Genomic DNA, 23,139 nt, shown 5'->3' on the forward strand with positions numbered 1-23,139 from the left:
CCTTCCGAGCTACACGGATCGACCTGCGGCTATCGCAGGCCGGTGACGATGGCGCCGGTGTTGGCGCGCATCATGTCGAGATAGGTCGCCGCGGGTGAGCCTGGCGGACCCAGTGATTCGCTGTAGAGCGGCACGATCTGCACGCGGAGGCCGGCGTCGTCGGCCAGCACGCGGGCCAACTTCTCGGGCTGCGAGGAATCGACGAAGATCGCCGGGACGCGCGCGGATTCGATGGCCCCGACGAGCGACTGCAGATTCGACGGACTCGGCGCGGCCAGCGTCGTACCGCTCGGAACCACCGCACCGATGACCGTGAAGCCGAAACGCGCTGCGAGATAACCGAGGACGTGGTGGTTGGTGACCAGCCTGCGGCGCTCCGCGGGGATGCCCGCGAACCCGTCGACCATGTACGCGTCGAGGTCGTTCAGCTGCGAGCGGTAATCATCGGCGTTGCGCGACACCGTCTGTGCGTCGACGCCGTCGACCTCGCGCAGCACCGTGTCCTCGATGACGTCGACCGCTCCGATCATCCGCCGCGGATCGGTCCAGAAGTGGGGGTCGGGGGTGCCCGCGCCGTCGCCCTCGGTGTAGGCGATCGGGTCGACGAGCTCCCCGACCGCGACCGTCGGGACACCCTGCGCCGCAGCGCTTTCGACGTTGCGCAGGACGTTCTCCTCCAAACCGAGCCCGTTGAAGACGATCAGATCGGCATCGCCCATGGCGGCCGCGTCCTGCGCGGACACACCGAAGGAGTGCGGGTCGGAGTTCGGGACCATCAGCACCCGGACGCCGGCGGCGTCGCCGACCACGTTGCGCACGACGTCACCCAGGATGTTGGTGGTCACCACGATCTCCCGGGGACCCGCGTCCGGACCCGGCGCACACGCCGTCAGCGCCGACCCGGCGACCAGGAGGAGCAAGGCAGCCCACCGCCTCACCGTCCGGCCTCCACCATCAGCCCCGGCATCACCTCGGTGCGCAGGGTACGGGCCAGGCGCAGCCCGTCGGCGTAGTCGATCTCGTACACCTCCCGGGTGGCGGCATTGTTCACATAGGCGCGGTCGGAGTCGATCTCGACGACCGGTGCCGGCCCGTCGGTGCGGACACCGCCGGACAGCAGCGGCACCCGCGCTGTCTCGCTGCGGGTCCGGACGTCGAACGCACCCAGGGTCCCGTCGCGGTGCAGCACCAGCACCGAGCCGTCGCCGGCGGTGTTGGCGGCCACCGCGTCCGGAACCGGCAGCATCGTCCACGTCCGCTGCCGGGTGTCGAGGACCCACACGGCGCCCGCGGAGACACCGGCGAAGACGTCGGCGCGGTCGCGGTGCGTCATGGACGCCGGCGCCGGCGCGGGCGCATCCGGGGGGAACGGCACCGGTGTGACCGTCAGGTCGCCGTCACCGCCCGTCACCCTGACCGCCCCGGTCGCACAACCGAACACCACGGCGCGCCGGGTGGGCATCGCCCAGGTCGGTTGTGGGCAACGACCGTCGAGGTCGGCGGCGTCGGTGGCGTCGCGGACCTGCATCCGGCCATCGCGGCCGACCGTCACGAGCCTGCCGCCGTAGGGGGCGACGGCCGCGGTGTCCGCGGGCGGGGCCAGTCCCGAGGGTTCTTCGACGGTCCCGTCGCCGAGCTTCTCGCGGTCCACCAGTTCGACTGCGCCGCCCGAGGATTGGACGACCAGCAAGGAATTGCTCGCGGCGACCGACCGCAGGGGAACCTCCAGCGTGGCCACCTCGCCCGGTTCGGTGGCGAAGTAGTGGTAATGGTCGCCGTGGTCGAACGTCCATGCCCCGGCGTCGACGACGGTGGTGCGGGCGCCGTTCCGGACGTAGGCGAAGCGTCCGTCGCCGGCGATGGCGCCGGCGGGGCCGAACGACCCGACGGGCGTCTCCGTCTCGTCGACGGCGTCGTACACCGAGGTGTCGCCGGTGGCGGGGTCCACCAGGACCAACCTGGTGAGCGGGCCGTCGAGTTCACGCGCACCGCCGGCGACCTCGACCTCGTCGTGGCCACCGGCCGCCCCGGCGTTCTCCACGGGAACCGGCGCGGCGGCGCACCCGGCCGCCGCGAGGCAGGCCGAGGCGGCCAGGACCGACGCCCGCCGCCGGCGCGTGCGCAGCGCGGAAAGGACTGCCGAGGCGAAGAACAGCAGCACCGCGACACCGGCGATGCTCGCCCCACCCGCGGTGCCGGCGTACCAGGAGATCAGCAACCCGAGATAGACCGCGGCGGAACCGATCAGCGCCGACAGACCCATCACCCTCGGGATCGACCGCGACCATGCCAGCGCGGTGGCCGGTGGGGCTACCAGCAGACCGAGGACCAGCAGCGTTCCGACGACGTGGAACGACGCGACCAGGGCCACGGCCATCAGGACCGTCAGCGCGGGGACCGCGAGCTGGGGCCGCAGGCCGAGCGTCGACGCCTTGCGCGGGTCGAACGTCACCGCCACGAAGGCGCGGTGGCCGACGAGCACGACCCCGAGCGTCGCCGCCAGAGCTCCGGCGAGAACAACGAGATCGCCGGTGCCGACGGCGAACACGTCGCCGAAGAGGTATCCGGTGAGATCGACGGCGAAGCTCTGTGACCTCGACACCACGATCACGCCCAGGGCCAGCATCCCGACCAGCAGCATGCCGGTACCCGTGTCGGACGGCAGCTTCGACGAGCGGCCTATCGCGGCCACGCCGACCGCCATCGCCAGCGCCGCGACGAGTCCGCCCGCCATCATGCTGACGCCGAACAGTGCCGCCAGCGCCACCCCGGGCAGGATGCCGTGGGTCATCGCCTCACCCAGAAACACGTTGCCGCGCAACACGACCCAGCACCCGACGACCGAACACAGGCATGCCGCGATGACACCGGCCACCAGCGCCCTCAGGACCATGTCCGAGGCGAACGGTTCGATCAGCCAGTGCGTCATGCCGTACACTCTTATCAGTAATGAATACCATTTTCAACAAGGTGACGTTCGGCTACGACGGCGCCCGGGTGTTCGACGGGCTGTCCCTGACCGTCGCTCCGCGCGCGCTGACCGCGGTCGTCGGCTCCAACGGCTCCGGCAAGTCGACGCTGCTCGACCTGCTCGCCGGCATCCGGCGACCCGAGCAGGGGCACGTCCGCACCGATGCCGACGACATCGCGCTCGCGGTGCAGCGCAGCCGCGTCAGCGACGCCTTCCCGATCACGGTGGCCGAGGCGGTGATGATGGGGCGCTGGCGCAGGCTCGGCCTGTTCCGGCGGCCGCGGGCCGGCGACCGCGCGGTCGTCGACATGTGGCTCACCGAGTTGGGCCTCGACGACCTCCGAACCCGTTCCCTGGGTGAACTCTCCGGCGGTCAGCGTCAGCGCGTCCTGCTCGCCCAGGCCCTCGTCCAGGAAGCACCCCTGGTGCTGCTCGACGAGCCGACCACCGGGCTCGACGCCCAGTCCTGCGCCGTCGTGGTCCACCATCTGCGGCGGCTCGCCGACTCGGGGACGACCGTCGTCGTCGCGACGCACGACAGCGCGGTGGTCGAGGCGGCGGATCATCGCATCGACCTCGACGCGCGGTGCCGGGCACTACGCTGACCCCATGACCTCCGTCGACCTCAACGCCGATCTTGGCGAGGGCTTCGGCGTGTGGACTCTCGGCGACGACGACGCCATGCTCGAGATCGTCACCTCGGCCAACGTCGCCTGCGGTTTCCACGCCGGCGACCCGGCGACACTGGCCACCGTCTGCAAGGCCGCCGCCGCCCGCGGCGTCCGGATCGGCGCCCAGGTCAGCTACCGCGACCTGGCCGGCTTCGGCCGGCGCTTCATGGACGTCAGCACCGAGGACCTCATCGCGGACGTGATGTATCAGATCGGCGCCCTGTCGGCGCTGGCCGCCGCCGCCGGGACATCGGTGTCGTATGTCAAACCCCATGGGGCGCTGTACAACTCGATAGTCACGAATCGCCAGCAGGCCTATGCCGTGGCCGAGGCGGTGCAGACCGTCGACCCGGCGCTCCCGGTGCTGGGCCTCGCCGGCTCCGTGTTCTTCACCGCCGCTGAGGAACTCGGCCTGACGACCGTGCCCGAGGCGTTCGCCGACCGCTCGTACCGGCCCGACGGTCAGTTGGTGTCCCGCCGCGAGCGCAACGCCGTGCTGCACGACCCCGACGAGATCGCCGAGCGCGTGCTCACGATGGTGCGCAAGGGCCGGGTCGCCGCGGTGGACGGGTCGACGATCCCGATCACCGTCAAATCGGTCTGCGTGCACGGTGATTCGCCGGGGGCGGTGCAGATCGCGACGGCCGTGCGCGAACGACTGGTGTCCGACGGGGTGACGCTGACACCGTTCAGCTGACGCCGGCCTCCCGGTTGGCGGTGTTCACCACGCTGTCGAGCAGGCCCGGGATCGCGGCCCCGACCTGATCGCGACGCAGCTTCTGGTACGTCAGACCGTCGATCACGAGGCGTTCGGTCACGCCCGCATCGCGCAGGATCTTGAAGTGGTGGGTGGCCGTCGACTTGTTGATGCCGTCATAGAGCGCCGCACACTGCAAAGGGGCGCCGGCGTTGGCGAGCCGCCGGACGATCTCCAGGCGCACCGGATCGTGCAGCGCGGCGAGCACCTGCTGCACAGTTCCGACCGGATGCACCGACGGACCGGTGACCACGGCGGGGTCGGTCATGGGAATAACCTCGATCACACTGGGTTTGATGTCTATCGAACCCAGCGTAGCCTCGATCGGGTTCCGGATCCGATACCCGTCCGTACCAGCAACCCCCAGGAGGTGCCCGCGATGGTCGCGTTGGACCGCTCGATCGAGACCCAGCGGTGGGCCTACCCGCTGCTGCTGGTGCTGAGCGGCGTCGCCCTCGGGGTGTCCGGGCTGCCCGCCCCGCTGTACGGCATCTACGAGGCGAACTGGCACCTCTCGCCGCTGGCCACCACGATCGTGTTCGCGGTGTACGCGGTCGCCGCCCTGGCCGCCGTGCTGGTGTCCGGCAAGATCTCCGATGTCGTGGGCCGCAAGCCCGTGCTCGTCGGCGCGCTGATCGCCTTGATGGTCGGGCTCGGGGTCTTCCTCATCGCCGACAGCATGGCCCTGCTGCTGCTCGCCCGCACGATCCACGGCGCGGCGGTCGGGTCGATCGTGGTCGCCGGTGCCGCCGCGCTGCTGGACCTGCGCCCGGACCACGGCGTGCGGGCCGGCCAGCTCAGCGGCGTCAGCTTCAACATCGGGATGACCGTCGCGATCATCGGATCCGCGCTGCTGGCCCAGTACGCCCCCCATCCACTGCGCACGCCCTACGCGGTGGTGGCCGTCATCTGCCTCGTCGTCGGCATCGGGGTGCTCGCCCTGCGGGAACCGCACACCTCACGCACCCGCGGCCCGATCCGGATCGCCAAACCCGCCGTGCCGGCCGCGATCCGGGGGGACTTCTGGTTCTCGGCGCTCGGCGCGATGGCGTCCTGGTCGGTGCTCGGCGTGCTGCTGTCGCTGTACCCGTCGCTGGCGGCCCGCCAGACCCACATCGACAACCTCGTCTTCGGTGGCGCCGTCGTGGGTACCACCGCCTTCGCCGCCGCGCTGGCCCAGTTGGCGGCCACCCGGTTGCCGGCCAAGTACTCGGCCATCATCGGCGACGCCGGGATGGCGGTGTCGCTGCTGCTCACCATCCCGGTGCTGCTGACCCATCAGTGGCAGCTCGTGTTTCTCGCGGCAGCCCTGCTGGGCGCCACGTTCGGGCTGGGCTTCGGCGGTTCGCTGCGTCACCTGTCCGACGTCGTGCCGGCCGACCGACGCGGCGAGACGATGTCGGCGTTCTATCTGCTCGCCTATTCGGCGATGGCCGTCCCGACGCTGGTCGCCGGCTGGGCCGCGACGCAGTGGGACCTCGCGTCGGTGTTCCCGTGGTTCGCGGTCACGGTGTCCGCGGCGTGCCTCGGCGCCGCCGTGGCCGGGCTGCGCAGCCTGCGGGCGGCGCGCTCAGCCGCCGTCTGAGCGGTCTGAATCCCTGGGATCTTCTGCACCCTCTGACCCCTCGGTGAGCTCGTAGCGGATCAACCGAGAACTGTTCGCGACCACCGCCACGGACGACGCGTTGTGCAGCACCGCGGCCAGCACCGGCGACAGCGCACCCCCGGCGCCGATCGCCAGGCCGAGCGCGTTCACCGCGATCGACATCGCGTAGTTCTGCCGGATCACGTCGACCGCGCGCCCGCCGAGATCGCGGACGTCGAGCAGCCGGCGCAGGTCGTCGCTGGCCAGTGCGACGTCCGCTGTCTCGACCGCGACGTCGGTGCCGCCCAGACCCATCGCGATCCCGATGTCGGCCTCCGCGAGAGCCGGCGCGTCGTTGACGCCGTCGCCGACCATCGCGACGGTGTAGCCCTCCTCGCGCAGGGTCCGCACCACGTCGAGTTTGTCCTCGGGCAGCACCTGCGCGCGCCACTCCGTGATCCCGAGTTCCTCGGCGACCGCACCTGCGGCGTCGGGGTGGTCGCCGGTCAACATGACGATGCGGCGAACCCCGTTGTCGCGCAGTCGATCCAGCACCTCGACAGCTTCGGGCCGGATCTCGTCGCGCAGGCTGATCAACCCGACGAGCCTCCCGTCGACGGCGAGCAGCAACGGGGTCTCGGACTTCTTGCGCAGCCGGTCCACCCAGTCGGCGGCCTTCTTGGTGACGCGGACCTTCTCCTGCTGCAGCAGTGACGGACTGCCCAGCAACAGCGTGCGACCGTCGGCCCTGGTCCGCATTCCCAGACCGACGAGCACTTCGCATTCCTCGTGGGGTGGTATCGCGATGTGGCGCTCCTGGGTCGACCGGATCACGGCCTCGGCGAGCGGATGGCGCGAATGGATCTCTGAGCTCGCCGCGTAGGCAAGAATTTGCTCGGGTTCCCAGTCCTTGTGGAAGGCAACGAGATTAGTCACCACGGGTCGGCCGGCAGTCAGCGTGCCGGTCTTGTCGAAGACCACGGCGTCCACCCGGCCCGCCTGCTCCAAGTGCGAACCACCCTTGATGAGAATGCCGCGGCGGGCCCCGTTGCCGATCGCTGCGCTGATCGCCGTCGGGGTCGACAGCCCGACCGCGCACGGGCACGCGACCAGCAGCATCGTCATGGCACGGCGCACATCGCGGGTCAGCACCAGCGTCGCCGCCGACAACAGGAACGACGCGGGGACGAAACGGCGGGAGAAGCTTTCCCCCACCGTTTGAATCGGGGCGCGGTGCAGCTGGGCGTCTTCGACGCGAGAGATGATGCGCCCGATCGTCGTGTCACGTCCGACCGCCTCGGCCCGCACCACGATGCGCCCGCGCACCACCACCGATCCGGCGAAGACCCGCGCCTGCGAGGCCACCGCGACGGGCAGGTTCTCCCCGGTGATCGCCGACTGGTCGACGATCGCCTCGCCGTCGACCACCACCCCGTCGACGGCCAGCGCGACCTGATCGTGGACCACCACCTCGTCACCGATGCGCAGCTCGTCGGTGGCGACCTCGACCTCGGTGCCATCGGGCAACCGCACCCACGCAGTGTCCTGGTTGCCCTGCAACAGATTCGCGATCGCCCGGCGGGTCCGCCGCAGCGTCAGATCCTGCAGATACTCACCGATGTTCAGCAGCCACAGCACCGTCAGCGCGACCACGTTCTCGCGCAACACCAGGCTCGCGATCGTGGCGGCGCTGACGAGCACATCGGTACCGGGCGAGCGGCCGCCGGCCAGGGTGCGCAGTGCGCCGCGCAGGAACGGATACCCGGTGAAGATCGTGACGCCCGCCGCGGCCAGCCGGCTCGTCGGCCCCAGCAGCGGCGGCCTGGCGAAGACATAGCGCCGCACCCCCAGCAGCACCAGCGCCGCACCGCCCACCGCCATGCGCAGCACGTCGGCGTTGGTGACGTCAGCCGAGCGCGGGGCGCGCACCGGGACCAGTTCGCGCGCGACCACGGCGGCCGATTCGATCGCGGCCAGGATCGCCGGGCGCTCACAGCGCTTCGGGGAGTACCAGATCACCACCGACGCGGTACGGGGGTAGGCGTGCACCGCGCGCACGCCGGGCACCTGCTCGACGGCATCCTCGATCGCCACCGCGCGGGGTGAATCGTTGCGAAACCACGGCGCCTGCAGGCGCATTCGGCCCGCAGCATCCGAGACGACGGTCAGGGCCACCACGGCGGTCAGTGGTCGTGCGGATGCGCGGTGTCGGTGACCGCGGGAGGCGGGCTCTCTTCGCCGATGCGTTCACGCGCCTCGGCGACGACGTCGGCGACCTTCAGTCGCGCCGACTCCGCGCCTTCCTCGGCCTTGCGCACACCGCGCAGCGCCCACGCGGTGGCCGTGACGGAGGCCTCCCGCAGCGGCGCCTTCGCGACAGCCTTGCGCACACCCTGATACGCGGCGACCCCGACGGCACCGGTGACCACTGTCGACGCCGCCTTGGCCAGGAACACATGCAGAACCATCACGTCACCCTATCCTCACAACCAGTTCGGCTGTCTTGTTTCGTTTCGCCGGCGAACTCGCCGCACACATCCAGCGGGCGCGGATTCCCGCCTGGCACAATGGCCGCCGTGGCCGCCCCGACGTCGACATCGCGCCGGCGCATCGGTTCGATGCACATCCTGGTGATCGCCGTCGTCGGGCTCGCGCTCGTGGGCGGCACCCTTCGGACATTCGTGGCCGGAACCCCCGACGTCGCGACCGCCGCGACGGTGTTCTGCGGAATCTTCGTGCAGGCGCTGCCTTTTCTCGCACTCGGCGTGGTGATCAGCGGGGCGGTGGCGGCGTTCGTGACACCCGACCGGCTCGCGCGCTGGGTTCCCCGCCGGCCGGCAGCCGCGATCCTGGCCGCCGGGGTCGGCGGCGCCGCGCTGCCGGGCTGCGAATGCGGTTCGGTGCCGATCGCTCGCCGCCTGTTCGGCGACGGCACGGTCGGGGCGGCGGCGCTGACGTTCATGCTCGCCGCGCCGGCGATCAACCCGGTCGTCCTCGTCGCCACCGCCGTCGCGTTCCCGGGTGAGCCCGCGATGGTCGTCGCGCGGTGCGTGGCATCCCTGATCACCGCGGTCGTCATGGGGGCACTGTGGTACCGCTTCGGACAGCCCCGGTGGATCACCCGCCGCATGCCCCGCACGCCGGGCCAGGACGGGTCCCGCTTCACCGTGTTCTCCGAGGCCGCGCGCCACGACTTCCTGCAGGCCGCATCGTATCTCGTGATCGGCGCCGCCGCGGCCGCGGCGTTGCACGTCCTCGTGCCGTCCTGGGTGTTCGAACACCTCGCGGGCCACCTGCTGCTCGGCATCGCGGTGATGGCCGCGCTGGCGGTGATCCTCGCGCTGTGCTCGGAGGCGGACGCGTTCGTGGCAGCCAGCTTGTCGATGCTGCCGCTGCTGCCGCGACTGGTGTTCCTCGTCGTGGGGCCCGCCGTCGACATCAAGCTGTTCGCCATGCAGGCCGGCATGTTCGGCCGCGCTTTCGCGATCAGGTTCGCGCCCGTCACCTTCGTGGTCGCGACGCTGACCGCCACGTGCGTCGGGCTGCTGGTGGTGGGCAACCGATGAATCGTGAGACGGAGAACGCACTGCTGCTCCTCGTCGGGGTCAGCACGGCGATCATCACCCTCAGTGGCGCCTACACCCGCTATGTGAAGCCCTCGCTGCAGCCGTGGCTGCTGATCTCGGCCGCGCTGCTCGTCGTCCTGGCGCTCGCGTCGATCCTGCGCGACGTCCGCCGGGGTCACCAGCCCGACCATGCCCACGACCACGGCGGGCACGCGCACAGTTCCGGAACCCTGTGGCTGCTGATCGTCCCGATCGCGTTGCTGGCGTTCGTCGTTCCGCCCGCGATCGGGCCGCAGACCGCCCGCCCCGCGGTGAGCGAGGTCTCGACCGACGTCCTGCGCCGACCGTTCCCGCCGCTGCCCGAGGGGCACGCACCCGAGGTCTCCCTGCCCGATCTGCTGATCAGGATTGCCCAGGATTCGGCAGGCACGCTCGACGGCCGGCTCGTCACCGTCACGGGGTTCACCATGAAAGACGGCGGCCGCGTCGACCTGGGCCGCGTGGTCATCCTCTGCTGCGCTGCGGACGCCCAGCTGGCCCGCATCCACCTGGCCGGGCCGGCGCTGACCTCGGTCTCCGATCTGCCCGACGGTTCCTGGGTCCGTCTCGAAGGCAAAGTGCCTGCAGGACAGAACGATTCCGCACGGCGGTCCATACCGTCGCTGGAGATCACCTCGGCGCGGCAGGTCGATGCGCCCGAGAACACCTACAGCTACTGAGTGCGCCGTGCACCGTACCGGCGGTTGAACTTCTCCACCTGCCCCGCGGCGTCGACGATGCGCTTGCTGCCCGTCCAGAACGGATGGGAGTCCGACGACACCTCCACGACCACCAGCGGGTAGTCTTCGTGCCCTCGGGCGTCTCCCAGTCGATCGTGCGATCGCTGGTGACCGTCGACCGGGTCAGGAACATCGTGCCGGTGTTCGCGTCCTGGAACACGACCGGGTGGTAGTCGGGGTGAATTCCGGGTTTCATGTCTCCCTGCGCATCTATCGACAATGATTTTCATCTACGGCATGACGGTACAGATGAAAACCGTTTTCAGAAAGTGGCTGCCAGGAACCGCCTGCGGCCGGTGCCTAGGGTGGCGTCATGCGTCTGAAGCCCGGGCGGCCTGATCTCGGGGCCTACTCCAGCTACGTCGACCTGCCCCCCGCTGCCCCCGACGCTCCGCTGACGGTCTCGTGGGCCGGCGTCACGACCCTGCTCGTCGACGACGGCACGTCGGCGGTGATGACCGACGGGTTCTTCTCCCGCCCGGGCCTGCTCACCGTCGCCACGCGTCCACTGGCGTCGTCGCGGCCCCGCATCGACGCCGCGCTGGCGCGCCTGGGCGTGCAGCGACTCGACGCCGTGACGCCCGTCCACACCCACTTCGACCACGCGATGGATTCCGCCGAGGTCGCCCGTCTCACCGGGGCGCGTCTGGTGGGCGGCCGGTCGGCGGCCCACCTCGGCCGCGGCCAGGGACTGGACCGCGTCGACGTCGTCGCGCCGGGTGAGGAGCTGCGCGTCGGCGCCTTCGACCTCACGCTGATCGAAGGGTCGCACTGCCCCCCGGACCGATTCCCGGGCGTCATCACTGAACCCGTGGTCCCGCCCGCCCGGGCCTCGGCCTACCGGTGCGGTGAGGCCTGGTCGACGCTGATCCGGCACCGCCCCAGCGGCCGTGCCCTGCTCGTCGTCGGCAGCGCGGGGTTCATCCCGGGTGCGCTGGCCGGCGAGCGGGCCGACGTCGTCTATCTCGGAGTCGGACAGCTGGGGCTGCAGCCCGAGCGCTATCTGCCCGATTACTGGTCGGAGACCGTGCGCACGGTCGGCGCCCGCACCGTCGTGCTCATCCACTGGGACGACTTCTTCCGGCCGCTGCACAAGCCACTCAGAGCGCTGCCGTTCGCCGCCGACGATCTCGACGCGTCGATGCGGGTGCTGAGCCGCCTGGCCGCCGACGACGGTGTCGGGCTGCACCTGCCCACGCTGTGGCAGCGCACCGATCCATGGAGCTGACCGTCTCGATCGCGGCCCTGGTCGCGGTGCTCGGTGTCGCGCTGCTGCGCCCCCGCTTCCAGGCCGTGGTCGCGGTCGTGGCGGCCGTCCTGGTGGTCGCCGTCGGCGCCGTCTCGTGGCGCGACGCACTCAACGAGGCAGCCGAACTCGCCCCCGTGGTCGGATTCCTGGCCGCGGTGCTGGTCCTCGCCCGGCTCTGTGACGACGAGGGGCTCTTCCACGCCGCCGGGGCGCTGATGGCCCGGACCACCTCGGGTGGCCAGAACCGGCTCCTCGCTTCGGTTTTCGTCATCGCCGCGGCGGTGACCGCGATCCTGAGCCTCGACGCGACCGTGGTGCTGCTGACCCCGGTCGTCCTGGCCACCGCGCGGACGCTGGCCGTGCCGGCACGGCCGCACGCCTATGCCACCGCCCATCTGGCCAACAGCGCCTCGCTGCTGCTGCCGGTCTCGAACCTGACCAACCTGCTCGCCTTCAGCGCGGCGGGCCTGTCCTTCCTGCACTTCGCCGCCGCGATGACACTGCCCTGGCTGGCCGCGATCGCGGTCGAGTTCGCCCTGCTGCGTTGGCTTTTCGCCAAAGATCTGGCCGTCGAGCCGAAGCGGGCCGCGACGCCGGAGCCACTGGAGTTCCCGTTGTTCGCGCTGGTCGTCCTCGCACTCACGCTGGCCGGTTTCGCCGTCACCTCGCTGCTGGGGCTCTCCCCGGCGTGGGCCGCGCTCGCCGGCGCCGTCGCCCTCGGAGTCCGCGCCCTGGCCACCCGCAGGACCACGGTGCACCGGATCGCCGCAGCCCTGGACGTGCCGTTCCTGGCCTTCGTGCTCTGCCTGGGCGTCGTGGTCGACGCGCTGATGCGCAACGGACTCGAGGCCGCCATGCACCATGTGATCCCGGACGGTGGGGGGCTGCCCGCGCTGTTGGGCATCGCCGTCGTGGCCGCGCTCCTGGCCAACGTCGTCAACAACCTGCCCGCCGTCCTGGTGCTCCTGCCGCTGGTGGCACCCGCCGGGCCCGCCGCCGTGCTGGCCGTGCTGATCGGCGTGAACGTCGGCCCGAACCTGACCTACGTCGGCTCCCTGGCGAATCTGTTGTGGCGCAGCGTCGTCCGGCGCGACCTCAAAGCCGGGTTCGGTGAGTTCAGCCGGGTCGGCCTGTGCACCACGCCGGCCGTGCTGGTCGCCGCGGTGCTCGGCCTGTGGGCCTGGACGGAACTGTCCGGGCTCTAACCCCTGCGCTGCCGGGCGACCTCGGCGAGCACGACGCCGGCCGCGACCGAGGCGTTCAGCGACTCGGTGGGCCCCGCCATCGGGATCGAGACGATGTGGTCGCAGTTCTCCCGGACCAGCCGCGACAGACCCTTGCCCTCGGACCCCACCACGATCACGATCGGTCCCTCGCCGTCGATCTGGTCGATCGTGGCGTCGCCACCGGCGTCGAGACCGACGATCTGCAGCCCCGCGTCGGCCCACTGCTTGAGGGTCCGGTTCAGATTGGTGGCCCGCGCCACCGGGATCCGGGCCGCCGCCCCGGCGCTCGTGCGCCACGCCACCGCGGTCACCGACGCCGACCGCCGCTGCGGGATCACGACACCGTGACCGCCGAACGCCGCCACCGACCGGACGATGGCGCCCAGGTTGCGGGGATCGGAGATGTTGTCCAGCGCCACCAGGAGTGGGCCCGCCCCGTCGGCTTTCGCCTGTCTCAGCAGGTCCTCGGGGTGTGCGTAGTCATAGGGCGGAACCTGCAGGGCGATGCCCTGGTGCATGCCGTTGGCCGCGATCCGGTCCAGGTCGTGGCGGGGCACTTCGAGGATCGAGATCCCCCGGTCCGCGGCCATCTGCACCGACTCGGTGAGACGCTCGTCGGCGTCGGTGCCCAGCGCGACGTACAGCGCGGTCGCCGGCACCCCCGCACGCAGACACTCCACCACGGGATTGCGCCCGAGCACGACCTCGGTGTCGTCGGTCTTCTTGTGGCGGCCCTGGGCCTGCCGCGCGGCCTTGGCGGCGCGCTTGCCCGCCGGATGGTGGGGACGTTCGTGGGCCGGGGGCGTCGCGCCGCGGCCCTCGAGCCCACGCCTGCGCACACCGCCGGAGCCGACTGTCGGCCCCTTCTTGGTGCCCGCCTTGCGCACGGCCCCGCGCCGCTGAGAGTTGCCTGCCATTACTTGTCCGCTCCGTCCAACTCCGGCCGTTTGTCAGACCCCTCCAACAGTGACCACTGGGGACCGTCGCCGGTGTCGGTCACCTCGATGCCCGCCTCTTTCAGGCGGTCCCGGATGGCGTCGGCCTCCGCCCAGTCGCGCCGGGCCCTGGCGTCCTCGCGGCGGCGCACCTCGGCGTGCACCAGGACGTCGACGGCGGCGAGCGCCGCCGACGTCTCGTCGCGCGACTCCCACCGCTCGTCGAGGGGGTCTGCGCCCAGGATGCCCATCATGGCGCGGATCGACATGGCGTGCGTCAACGCGGCGTCGTGGTCACCGGCGTCGAGCGCGCGGTTGCCCTCGGCGCGGGCGGCGTGCACCTCCGCCAGCGCCATCGGCACCGCGAGGTCGTCGTCGAGTGCCGCACCGAACTTCGGCGTCCACTCGCCCGGGACCACCGCTCCCACGCGATTGCGCACCCGGTGCAGGAAATCCTCGATGCCGCTGTAGGCCTTCGCCGCGTCCTGCAGGGCCGTCTCGGAGAACTCCAGCATCGACCGGTAGTGCGCGCTACCCAGGTAGTAGCGCAGCTCGGCAGCCCGAACCCGTTGCAGCACAGCGGGAATCGCCAGCACATTGCCCAGCGACTTGCTCATCTTCTCGCCGCCCATGGTGACCCACCCGTTGTGCAGCCAGAAGCGGGCGAACCCGTCGCCGGCGGCTTCGGCCTGGGCGATCTCGTTCTCGTGGTGCGGGAACACCAGATCCATGCCCCCGGCGTGGATGTCGAACTCCGCGCCGAGGTAGGCCTCGCACATCGCGACGCATTCGGTGTGCCAGCCCGGCCGTCCCCGCCCCCAGGGCGTCGGCCACGACGGCTCACCGGGCTTGGCGCCCTTCCACAGGGTGAAGTCCCGCTGGTCGCGTTTCCCGGTCGCCGCGCCCTCGCCCTGGTGGACGTCCTCGACGCGGTGCCCGGAGAGCTTGCCGTAGTCCGGCAGCGTCGCGACGCTGAAGTACACGTCGCCGTCACCGGCGTAGGCGTGCCCGCGGTCGATCAGCCGGTCGATCAGCTCGACCATCTGGGTGATGTGGCCGGTCGCGCGGGGTTCGGCCGACGGCGGCAGCACCCCGAGCGCGTCGTAGGCGGCGGTGAAGGCGCGCTCGTAGGTCGCGGCCCACTCCCACCACGGGCGGCCCGCGTCGGCGGCCTTGTTCAGGATCTTGTCGTCGATGTCGGTGACGTTGCGGATGAACGCGACGTCGAAGCCTTTGGCCGTCAGCCAGCGGCGCAGGACGTCGAAGGCGACACCGCTGCGGACATGCCCGATGTGGGGCAGACCCTGCACGGTCGCGCCGCACAGGTAGATGGAGACGTGGCCGGGCCGCAGGGGCGCGAAATCGCGCACGCCGCCAGACAACGTGTCATAGAGCCGCATGACAGCTGGTTGGCGTTCGGTCACGACGGGCCAGCTTACCGGCCCGAAGGTGCCTGACCCTCATCCATGGTCGTCGACTCCTCGCGCACGCGCTCGTCAGTGGTCGCGGGTGATCACCAGCGCCGTGGCGATGGCCGCCAGCCCCTCGCCGCGCCCGGTCAGTCCGAGGCCGTCGGTGGTCGTCGCCGAGACCGACACCGGCGCGTCGAGCAGCCCGGAGAGGAGCTCCTGGGCTTCGGCGCGCCGTGGACCGACCTTGGGGCGGTTGCCGATGACCTGCACCGCGGCATTGCCGACGGTCAGACCCTGCGCGGTGAGCATCGTATGGACGTGCCGCAGCATGTCGGCGCCGCTGACGCCGCGCCACTGGGGCAGGCCGGTACCGAAGACCTCGCCGATATCGCCCATACCCGCTGCCGACAGCAGTGCGTCGCAGAGGGCATGGGCGGCGACATCTCCGTCCGAATGTCCTGCGCAACCGTCGGCGTCCTCGAACAACAGACCCAACAGCCAGCACAGACGGCCGGTTTCGATCGGATGGACGTCGGTCCCGAGACCGACGCGGAAGTTCATCTACCGCCCTCAGGAGGCGGTGGCAAGAACCTCGTCCAGAATCGTCGACGCCTTGGCGTCATCGGTGTTCTCGGCGAGCGCGAGCTCGCCCACCAGGATCTGACGCGCCTTGGCCAGCATCCGCTTCTCGCCGGCGGACAGGCCGCGCTCCTGATCGCGACGCCACAGGTCGCGAACGACCTCGGCGACCTTGTTCACATCACCCGAGGCCAGCTTCTCGAGGTTGGCCTTGTACCGCCGCGACCAGTTGGTCGGCTCTTCGGTATGGGGGGCGCGCAGCACCTGGAAAACCTTGTCGAGGCCCTCCTGCCCGACGACATCACGCACACCCACGTACTCGGCGTTATCTGCGGGAACACGAACGGTGAGATCTCCCTGCGACACTTTGAGGACGAGATACTCCCGCTGCTCGCCCTTGATGGTCCGGGTTTCGATCGCCTCGATCAACGCAGCGCCGTGGTGTGGATAAACGACGGTGTCTCCGACCTTGAAAATCATCAGTTTCGAGCCCCTTTCACCCTTCGATGTTAACACGGGCCGCTACCGGGGGCGGATCAACGATGCAGGTCAGGGGCACAGTCGACGAACACTAGGGGTTGACACACCCGGGAATCCGTGCATCGCGGGGCGCGATTCCGGACGGTTGTCCGGCTCCCCCGGCCCTCCGCTACCGCCCGCATCCACGACCTACTACTCTGCATAGTCGAACCGCTGGGACCGCCCGGACCCGGCACGCCACGTCGCCCTTCAGGCCGAGCAGGAGGCCCCAGTGAACCCCTTCAAACGGCGCTCATCTGTCCTCGCCGCCCTGGCGACGTGCGCGGTGGGCGCCTCTGTCGTGCTGAGCGGCTGTAGTGCCGGTCAGGTCGCCCAGACCGCGACCCAGGAGCCGGCCGTCAACGGCACGAGCGGCAAAGCCGGGCCGATCGCGCTGCGCAACGTGCACATCCGCGCGAACCAGACGACCGACTACGTCGAACCGGGCATGGAAGCCGAGCTGATCTTCGTCGCAGCGAACACCTCGGCCGACGTCGCCGACAAGCTCGTCTCCATCACCTCCGACATCGGCCGGGTGACGCTGACCGGCGGTGGCGACGTCCCGGTCAACGGCGTCCTCGTGGTCGGCACCGCCGACGGGCAGCAGACCCCGCTCTCGGCCGTCGAGCCCGCCGATGCCGCAGAAGCCAAGATCACGCTCTCGAAGCCGATCACCAACGGTCTCACCTACGACTTCACCTTCAATTTCCAGAACGCCGGCGAGACCACCATCCCGGTGCCGATCTCGGCCGGTGAGCAGCCGCGCCGCGAGGAAGCCGGCGCCGAGGCCGGCGGTTCCGGCGGGCATTCGGGCGGCGGGCACTAGACACCGCAGACCTCCCCGCCCCCGCCCGCGGCGACACGGCCGCCGGGCAGCGAGGATCTGTCGGTCCCGGCGGTTACCGTCAGCGCGTGGCCCGGACAAATTCGAAAGTACGTTCGCAGTATCGGTGTTCTGAGTGCCATCACGTCACGCCGAAATGGGTGGGCCGCTGCTCTGACTGCGGCACCTGGGGGACCGTCGACGAGGTGGCGCTGACCGCCATCGGCGGTACCGGAACCCGCCGCGCCGTGGCACCCGCCTCCCCCGCGGTGCCGATCAGCTCGATCGACCCGGGCACCACCCGCCATTTCCACACGGGCATCAGCGAATTGGACCGCGTGCTCGGCGGCGGGGTCGTTCCCGGTTCGGTCACACTGCTCGCCGGCGACCCCGGGGTCGGCAAGTCGACGCTGCTGCTCGAGGTCGCCCACCGTTGGGCGTCCACAGGTCGCCGCGCGCTCTACCTGTCCGGCGAGGAGTCCGCGGGCCAGATCCGTCTGCGCGCCGAGCGGACGGGGTGCACCCACGACGAGGTGTTCCTGGCCGCCGAATCCGACCTGCAGACCGCGCTGGGCCACATCGACGCGGTGCAGCCGAGCCTCGTGGTGGTCGACTCGGTGCAGACGATGTCGACCACCGAGGCCGACGGGGTCACCGGCGGCGTCACCCAGGTCCGCGCGGTCACCACCGCCCTGACGATGACCGCCAAGACGACGGGCGTGGCGATGCTGCTGGTCGGTCACGTCACCAAGGACGGGGCGATCGCGGGGCCGCGCTCGCTGGAGCATCTCGTCGACGTGGTGTTGCACTTCGAAGGTGACCGGGCGTCGTCGCTGCGGATGGTGCGCGGTGTGAAGAACCGCTTCGGCGCCGCCGACGAGGTGGGCTGTTTCCTGTTGCACGACAACGGAATCGAGTGCGTGTCCGACCCGTCGGGATTGTTCCTCGACCAGCGGCCCAAGGCCGTCTCGGGGACCGCGGTGACAGTCACGCTCGACGGCAAACGACCGATGATCGGCGAGGTGCAGGCATTGATCGGCGCCTCGGCCAGCGGCAGCCCGCGGCGCGCGGTCAGCGGCATCGACTCCTCCCGCGCGGCGATGATCACCGCCGTGCTGGAGAAGCGCGCCCGCCTGCCCGTCGGCACGAACGACATCTACCTGTCCACGGTCGGCGGCATGCGGCTGACCGATTCGTCCTCGGATCTGGCCGTTGCGCTGGCCATCGCCTCGGCCTACACCGACCTGGCTCTGCCCACCACCGCGATCGCGATCGGCGAGGTGGGGCTCGCGGGCGATCTGCGGCGCGTCACCGGGATGGACAAGCGGCTCGCCGAGGCCGCCCGGCTGGGTTTCACGTGCGCGGTGGTGCCGTCGGGCGCCGTGACCGCGCCGCCGGGCCTGACGGTGCTGCAGGCCGACAACATCACCTCGGCGTTGCAGGTACTGCGGCGGATCAGCCAGAATGACGCGAACCAGGGCAGCGCCGGGCACAGCTCCATGTAGCCGGTCCCCGGAGAACGTGGAGAAGATGTGGCCGTGAAGTCGTCGACGGGCCGGACCGCGCGCACGGTCGTACCGATGACCCGACCGACGCTGCGGGAGACCATCGCACGCCTGGCACCCGGGACACCACTGCGCGACGGCCTGGAGCGCATCCTGCGCGGCCGCACGGGCGCACTGATCGTCATCGGCTACGACGACAGCGTCGAGGCGATCTGCGACGGCGGCTTCTCCCTGGACGTGCGCTACGCCCCGACCCGGCTGCGGGAACTGTCCAAGATGGACGGCGCCGTGGTGCTCTCCAGCGACGGGAGCCGCATCCTGCGGGCGAACGTCCAGCTGGTGCCCGATCCGTCGATCCCGACCGAGGAGTCCGGCACCCGGCACCGCTCGGCGGAGCGCGCCGCGATCCAGACCGGTTACCCGGTGATCTCGGTCAGCCACTCGATGAGCATCGTGACGGTGTACGTCGCCGGGGAGCGGCACGTCGTCCCGGAGTCGGCCACCATCCTGTCGCGGGCCAACCAGACGATCGACACCCTGGAGCGCTACAAGACGCGCCTCGACGAGGTCAGCAGGCAGCTCTCCACCGCCGAGATCGAGGATTTCGTGACCCTGCGCGACGTGATGACGGTCGTGCAGCGCCTCGAGATGGTCCGCCGCATCAGCCTCGAGATCGACTCCGACGTCGTCGAACTCGGCACCGACGGACGTCAGCTCAAGCTCCAGCTCGACGAGCTCGTCGGCGACAACGAGACCGACCGCGAGCTCATCGTGCGTGACTACCACGCCAACCCGGACCCGCCGACGTCGGCGCAGGTGACAGCGACCCTGGAGGAACTCGACGGCCTCTCAGACGGGGAGCTGCTCGACTTCACTACCCTGGCAAGGGTTTTCGGCTACCCCTCCACCGCCGAAGCACAGGACTCGGCCATGAGCTCACGGGGATACCGTGCGATGGCAGGCATTCCGCGGCTGCAGTTCGCCCACGTCGACCTGCTGGTGCGTAATTTCGGCTCGCTGCAGGGGCTGCTGGCCGCGAGCGCCAGCGATCTGCAGTCGGTCGAAGGGATCGGCTCGATGTGGGCCCGCCACATCCGGGAGGGCCTGTCGCAGCTCGCCGAGTCGACGATCGCCGACCGGCTCGCCTGACGTCAGCCCACGGGCGCGGGTGCCGGCACCGGCCCCGGCGGCGGTCCCACCCCGGCGCCCGGCGGAACCGGCGCGGGCTGGGCGAGGATGAACGGCACCGGCGCGGAGCGCAGGTTGCCGAGCTGGACCACGAGGTTGTAGGTGCCCGGCCCGATCGGCTGCCGCGGCAGCGGACAGTTCGGGGCCGATCCCATTCCGGTCCAGGTCACCTCCGTGGTGACCTGCTCGCCGGGCTGGAACGTCTTGATCAGCGTCTCGTTCGACGGGGCGCAGTCCAGGTTCGACCACAGGCGCTGGTTGTCCAGGGTGTAGACGTAGGCGGCCAGGACCGCGGCGCCGACATCGCGCTGGCACGCGACGAGCCCGATGTTGGTGACGACCATCGTGAACTTCGGCTGGTCACCGACGATGAACTGCGGTTGGTTGGTGATGCCCTTGACCGCGAGGGTCGAATCCGGGCAGTCGTCGCCCTCCCTGAGGATCGGCGGCGGGACCACGGCGGCTGTCGGCGTCGCCGTGGGCGGCGGCGCCTGCTGGGCAGGCGGCTGGATCGGCGACTTGATGTCGGGGTTCTCCCCGGGCAGCGGCGTCGGGGCGGCGGCCTGGCCCGCGGGCGCCGGGGATTCGTTCGCCGTGGGCTGCTCGGTACTTCTGGTGTTCAGCACGACCACCGTCACGATTGCGGCGACGATGCCGATGACCAGCACCGCGACGCCGAGCGCGAGCGCCCTGCGTCGCCAGTAAATTTGCCTGGGCAGCGGCCCATGCGGTTCCAGATCCAGCACGACATCACGGTAAGGGCAGGTCACGCCGCCCTGTTCGAGGTTGCCCGGCGTGTCGCCTAGCTTTCGCCGATGTCACCGATATGGTCGCGCAGCACGACCTGGCCGTCGGACAGGTGGTAAGTCAGCCCGACGATCGCCAGCCGGTTCTCGCGCACCGCATCGGCGATGGCCGCGGAGCGTTCCAGCAACTGCTTGCCGGTCTCGGTGACGTGCCTGGCCTCGAACTCGTCGACACGCGACAGGCCGTCGCGGCGCCCGAGCAGGATCGACGGCGTCACGCGCTCGACCACGTCACGGATGTAGCCGGGGGGCACCGCGCCGTCGTCGAGGGCCGACAGCGTGGCACCCACGGCGCCGCAGCTGTCGTGGCCGAGCACGACGATCAGCGGGACGTTGAGGATCTGCACCGCGTACTCGATCGACCCCAGCACGGCGCTGTCGATCACGTGCCCGGCGGTGCGGATGACGAACATGTCGCCGAGACCCTGGTCGAAGATGATCTCGGCGGCGACGCGGCTGTCGGAGCAACCGAACACGATCGCCGTCGGCTTCTGCGCGGCGGCGAGGCTGGCCCGATGTTCGATGCTCTGGCTGGGGTGCAGCGCCTGCCCGGCGACGAAGCGCTCGTTACCCTCCTTGAGTGCTTTCCACGCGGTCAACGGATTGGTGTTCGGCATGGCCGTCATTGTGCACCAGCAGCTCGGCATGATCGATCCGAGGGAGCTCAACGCGTGGTATGACCGCGCCCAGCGGGACCTGCCGTGGCGCAGGCCCGGTGTCTCGGCGTGGCAGATCCTGGTCAGCGAGTTCATGCTCCAGCAGACACCCGTCGCCCGCGTGGAGCCGATCTGGCTGGCGTGGATCGCGCGCTGGCCGACCCCGTCGGCGACCGCGGCCGCCGGCGCCGCCGAGGTGCTCCGTGCATGGGGCAAACTCGGCTATCCGAGGCGGGCCAAGCGCCTGCACGAGTGCGCCTCGGTGATCGCGGCCGAGCACGGCGACGTCGTGCCCGACGACGTCGACACCCTGCTGTCCCTGCCCGGGATCGGGACCTACACCGCACGGGCCATCGCGTGCTTCGCCTACGGCCAGCGGGTGCCCGTCGTCGACACCAACGTGCGGCGGGTGGTCGCGCGCGCCGTGCACGGACTGCACGACGCCGGGTCGCCGTCGGCCCGGGATCTCGGTGACGTCGCAGCGCTGCTGCCCGACGGTGACACCGCGCCGAAGTTCTCGATCGCGCTGATGGAGCTCGGGGCCACGGTGTGCACGGCGCGCAACCCGCGCTGCGGGCTGTGCCCACTGGGACACTGCGAGTGGCGCCGTCGCGGATACCCCGCGGGCACCGGGCCCGCCAAGCGGGCGCAGCGCTACGCCGGCACGGACCGCCAGGTGCGCGGACGTCTGCTGGATGTGTTGCGGGCCAACGCTTCTCCGGTCACCAGGGCCGAGCTCGACCTCGCGTGGACGACCGACACCGCCCAGCGGGACCGGGCTCTGGACTCGCTACTGGTCGACGGTCTGGTCGAGCAGACCGTCGACGGCAGGTTCGCGCTGTGCGGCGAAGGCGACTGAGCGTCTCGTCGGTCAGGCGATGCCGGCGACCTCGGGCTCGGAGGAGTTGAAGCGGCGCCGGTAGTCCGACGGCGTCACGCCGATGATGCGCCGGAAGTGGTGGCGCAGCAGCGTCGCGGTGCCGAAGCCGGACTGCTCGGCGATGCGGTCGATGTCGAGGTTGGTCTCTTCGAGCATGCGGCGCGCGAACAGCACACGCTGATCGGTCACCCACTGCATCGGCGTGCGGCCGGTCTCCTCGACGAATCTGCGCGCGAAGGTGCGCCCCGACATGTGCGCGCGGCGCGCCAGGGTCGTCACAGTGTGGGGCTTGTCGAGATTGGCCAGGATCCAGTCGAGGTGCGGCGCGAAGCGCTCCGAACACTTCACCGGGATCGGCTGGTCGATGTACTGGCGCTGCCCGCCGTCGCGCTGCGGCGGCACCACCATCCGGCGGGCGATCGTGTTCGTCACCTCGCTGCCCATCTCGCGGCGCACCAGGTGCAGGCATGCGTCGATGCCGGCCGCGGTTCCCGCGCTGGTGATCAGATTGTCGTCGTCGACGAACAGCACGTTGCGGTCGACCTTCGCCGTCGGGTACAGACGGGCCAGTTCGTCGGCGTGCATCCAGTGCGTGGTGCACGGGCGGCCGTCGAGCAGCCCGGCCGCGCCGGCGACGAACGCCCCCGAGCAGACCGTCAGGATGATCGACCCCGACTCGGCGGCGCGCCGTATCGCGTCGAGCGCCTCGGGCAGGTACTCCGAACCGCCGATCGCCGGGATGGCGACCAGGTCGGCGCCGATCAGGTCGTCGAGCCCGTGGTCGGGGATGATCGTCGCGCCGACGGAGGTGCGCAGCGGCTTGCCCGCCTCGGGCCCGCAGACCTTGAAGTCGAAGTTCGGGACCCCGTCTGCGGCGCGGTCGATGCCGAAGACCTCGCAGATCACGCCGAACTCGAACACCGCGAGGTTGTCCAGCACGAGCACCGATACGCTTCTCAACGCCATGGCAGCATCTTATCGACAGCTGTCGCTTCTGCCACTGTTGGCGGGATATTTCTCAGACGCAGCATT

At 70.6% G+C, this 23,139-nt stretch carries 23 protein-coding genes and 1 pseudogene; 11 read left to right on the forward strand and 13 right to left on the reverse strand.

Annotated features, from left to right (window positions below):
• Positions 1 to 29: 29 nt before the first annotated feature.
• Both aztC and aztB read right to left on the reverse strand, forming a co-directional pair.
• Positions 30 to 938, reverse strand: coding sequence for a zinc ABC transporter substrate-binding protein AztC (aztC, locus tag FHR72_RS17630; RefSeq protein WP_183470428.1), 909 nt, complete (start codon positions 936 to 938; stop codon positions 30 to 32).
• Entirely contained in the window at positions 935 to 2,929 is a 1,995-nt protein-coding gene (gene aztB, locus FHR72_RS17635) for a zinc ABC transporter permease AztB (protein WP_183470430.1), read from the reverse strand. The genes aztC and aztB overlap by 4 nt, the downstream gene beginning before the upstream one ends.
• Before the next feature lie 20 nt (positions 2,930 to 2,949).
• On the opposite strand from aztB, the gene aztA reads away from it, so the two are divergent.
• The gene (gene aztA, locus FHR72_RS17640) at positions 2,950 to 3,576 is read left to right on the forward strand and encodes a zinc ABC transporter ATP-binding protein AztA (protein WP_183470432.1); all 627 of its coding nucleotides are present in this window, start codon (positions 2,950 to 2,952) and stop codon (positions 3,574 to 3,576) included.
• 4 nt (positions 3,577 to 3,580) lie between these two features.
• Positions 3,581 to 4,339, forward strand: a complete 759-nt coding sequence (locus tag FHR72_RS17645; RefSeq protein ID WP_183470434.1) for a LamB/YcsF family protein — start codon at positions 3,581 to 3,583, stop codon at positions 4,337 to 4,339.
• Here FHR72_RS17645 and FHR72_RS17650 read toward each other — a convergent pair.
• The gene (locus tag FHR72_RS17650; protein WP_183470436.1) at positions 4,332 to 4,667 is read right to left on the reverse strand and encodes an ArsR/SmtB family transcription factor; all 336 of its coding nucleotides are present in this window, start codon (positions 4,665 to 4,667) and stop codon (positions 4,332 to 4,334) included. The genes FHR72_RS17645 and FHR72_RS17650 overlap by 8 nt on opposite strands.
• Positions 4,668 to 4,778: 111 nt before the next feature.
• On the opposite strand from FHR72_RS17650, the gene FHR72_RS17655 reads away from it, so the two are divergent.
• Entirely contained in the window at positions 4,779 to 5,984 is a 1,206-nt protein-coding gene (locus FHR72_RS17655; RefSeq protein ID WP_183470438.1) for an MFS transporter, read from the forward strand.
• On the opposite strand, the gene FHR72_RS17660 is transcribed toward FHR72_RS17655, so the two are convergent.
• Both FHR72_RS17660 and FHR72_RS17665 read right to left on the reverse strand, forming a co-directional pair.
• The gene (locus FHR72_RS17660; RefSeq protein ID WP_221193868.1) at positions 5,970 to 8,123 is read right to left on the reverse strand and encodes a heavy metal translocating P-type ATPase; all 2,154 of its coding nucleotides are present in this window, start codon (positions 8,121 to 8,123) and stop codon (positions 5,970 to 5,972) included. The genes FHR72_RS17655 and FHR72_RS17660 overlap by 15 nt on opposite strands.
• 44 nt (positions 8,124 to 8,167) lie before the next feature.
• Positions 8,168 to 8,452, reverse strand: a complete 285-nt coding sequence (locus tag FHR72_RS17665) for a DUF1490 family protein (protein WP_183470440.1) — start codon at positions 8,450 to 8,452, stop codon at positions 8,168 to 8,170.
• Between the two features lie 99 nt (positions 8,453 to 8,551).
• Between FHR72_RS17665 and FHR72_RS17670 the strand changes: the two genes are divergently transcribed.
• Both FHR72_RS17670 and FHR72_RS17675 read left to right on the forward strand, forming a co-directional pair.
• The gene (locus FHR72_RS17670; protein ID WP_260156085.1) at positions 8,552 to 9,550 is read left to right on the forward strand and encodes a permease; all 999 of its coding nucleotides are present in this window, start codon (positions 8,552 to 8,554) and stop codon (positions 9,548 to 9,550) included.
• A complete protein-coding gene (locus FHR72_RS17675; RefSeq protein ID WP_183470442.1) occupies positions 9,547 to 10,269 on the forward strand; it encodes a TIGR03943 family putative permease subunit in 723 nt (240 codons plus the stop codon). Before FHR72_RS17670 ends, FHR72_RS17675 begins: the two co-directional genes overlap by 4 nt.
• On the opposite strand, the pseudogene FHR72_RS17680 reads toward FHR72_RS17675, so the two are convergent.
• Positions 10,263 to 10,525, reverse strand: a pseudogene (locus FHR72_RS17680) (type B 50S ribosomal protein L31). The gene FHR72_RS17675 and the pseudogene FHR72_RS17680 overlap by 7 nt on opposite strands.
• A gap of 117 nt (positions 10,526 to 10,642) precedes the next feature.
• Here FHR72_RS17680 and FHR72_RS17685 point away from each other — a divergent pair.
• On the forward strand, positions 10,643 to 11,557 hold the full coding sequence (locus tag FHR72_RS17685; protein ID WP_183470444.1) for an MBL fold metallo-hydrolase: 915 nt from the start codon (positions 10,643 to 10,645) through the stop codon (positions 11,555 to 11,557).
• Positions 11,548 to 12,783 carry an SLC13 family permease gene (locus FHR72_RS17690; RefSeq protein WP_183470446.1) on the forward strand — a complete coding sequence of 412 codons (1,236 nt, stop codon included), beginning with the start codon at positions 11,548 to 11,550 and terminating at the stop codon, positions 12,781 to 12,783. Before FHR72_RS17685 ends, FHR72_RS17690 begins: the two co-directional genes overlap by 10 nt.
• Here FHR72_RS17690 and rlmB read toward each other — a convergent pair.
• From rlmB to carD, 4 genes are all read right to left on the reverse strand, one after another.
• Positions 12,780 to 13,721, reverse strand: coding sequence for a 23S rRNA (guanosine(2251)-2'-O)-methyltransferase RlmB (gene rlmB, locus FHR72_RS17695; protein WP_183470447.1), 942 nt, complete (start codon positions 13,719 to 13,721; stop codon positions 12,780 to 12,782). The two genes, FHR72_RS17690 and rlmB, sit on opposite strands and share 4 nt — an antisense overlap.
• A complete protein-coding gene (gene cysS, locus FHR72_RS17700; RefSeq protein WP_183470449.1) occupies positions 13,721 to 15,139 on the reverse strand; it encodes a cysteine--tRNA ligase in 1,419 nt (472 codons plus the stop codon). The genes rlmB and cysS overlap by 1 nt, the downstream gene beginning before the upstream one ends.
• A 96-nt stretch (positions 15,140 to 15,235) precedes the next feature.
• Entirely contained in the window at positions 15,236 to 15,712 is a 477-nt protein-coding gene (gene ispF / locus FHR72_RS17705; RefSeq protein WP_183470451.1) for a 2-C-methyl-D-erythritol 2,4-cyclodiphosphate synthase, read from the reverse strand.
• Between the two features lie 9 nt (positions 15,713 to 15,721).
• Positions 15,722 to 16,210, reverse strand: coding sequence for an RNA polymerase-binding transcription factor CarD (gene carD, locus FHR72_RS17710; protein WP_183470459.1), 489 nt, complete (start codon positions 16,208 to 16,210; stop codon positions 15,722 to 15,724).
• 271 nt (positions 16,211 to 16,481) lie between these two features.
• Between carD and FHR72_RS17715 the strand changes: the two genes are divergently transcribed.
• The 3 genes from FHR72_RS17715 to disA all read left to right on the forward strand — a co-directional run bounded on the left by FHR72_RS17715 (position 16,482) and on the right by disA (position 19,726).
• Positions 16,482 to 17,075 carry a copper chaperone PCu(A)C domain-containing protein gene (locus FHR72_RS17715; protein ID WP_183470461.1) on the forward strand — a complete coding sequence of 198 codons (594 nt, stop codon included), beginning with the start codon at positions 16,482 to 16,484 and terminating at the stop codon, positions 17,073 to 17,075.
• An 86-nt stretch (positions 17,076 to 17,161) separates the two neighbouring features.
• The gene (radA, locus tag FHR72_RS17720) at positions 17,162 to 18,577 is read left to right on the forward strand and encodes a DNA repair protein RadA (RefSeq protein ID WP_183470463.1); all 1,416 of its coding nucleotides are present in this window, start codon (positions 17,162 to 17,164) and stop codon (positions 18,575 to 18,577) included.
• A 27-nt stretch (positions 18,578 to 18,604) separates the two neighbouring features.
• A complete protein-coding gene (gene disA, locus FHR72_RS17725) occupies positions 18,605 to 19,726 on the forward strand; it encodes a DNA integrity scanning diadenylate cyclase DisA (RefSeq protein ID WP_183470465.1) in 1,122 nt (373 codons plus the stop codon).
• A 2-nt stretch (positions 19,727 to 19,728) separates the two neighbouring features.
• On the opposite strand, the gene FHR72_RS17730 is transcribed toward disA, so the two are convergent.
• Entirely contained in the window at positions 19,729 to 20,511 is a 783-nt protein-coding gene (locus tag FHR72_RS17730) for a hypothetical protein (RefSeq protein ID WP_183470467.1), read from the reverse strand.
• Between the two features lie 56 nt (positions 20,512 to 20,567).
• A complete protein-coding gene (locus FHR72_RS17735) occupies positions 20,568 to 21,188 on the reverse strand; it encodes a carbonic anhydrase (protein ID WP_183470469.1) in 621 nt (206 codons plus the stop codon).
• A gap of 28 nt (positions 21,189 to 21,216) precedes the next feature.
• Between FHR72_RS17735 and FHR72_RS17740 the strand changes: the two genes are divergently transcribed.
• Positions 21,217 to 22,086, forward strand: coding sequence for an iron-sulfur binding domain-containing protein (locus FHR72_RS17740; protein ID WP_183470773.1), 870 nt, complete (start codon positions 21,217 to 21,219; stop codon positions 22,084 to 22,086).
• A gap of 12 nt (positions 22,087 to 22,098) precedes the next feature.
• On the opposite strand, the gene FHR72_RS17745 is transcribed toward FHR72_RS17740, so the two are convergent.
• Entirely contained in the window at positions 22,099 to 23,073 is a 975-nt protein-coding gene (locus FHR72_RS17745) for a GlxA family transcriptional regulator (RefSeq protein ID WP_183470471.1), read from the reverse strand.
• Between the last annotated feature and the right edge of the window lie 66 nt (positions 23,074 to 23,139).

Origin of the sequence: Mycolicibacterium iranicum (genome assembly GCF_014190915.1) — a bacterium.
Taxonomy (GTDB): domain Bacteria; phylum Actinomycetota; class Actinomycetes; order Mycobacteriales; family Mycobacteriaceae; genus Mycobacterium; species Mycobacterium iranicum_B.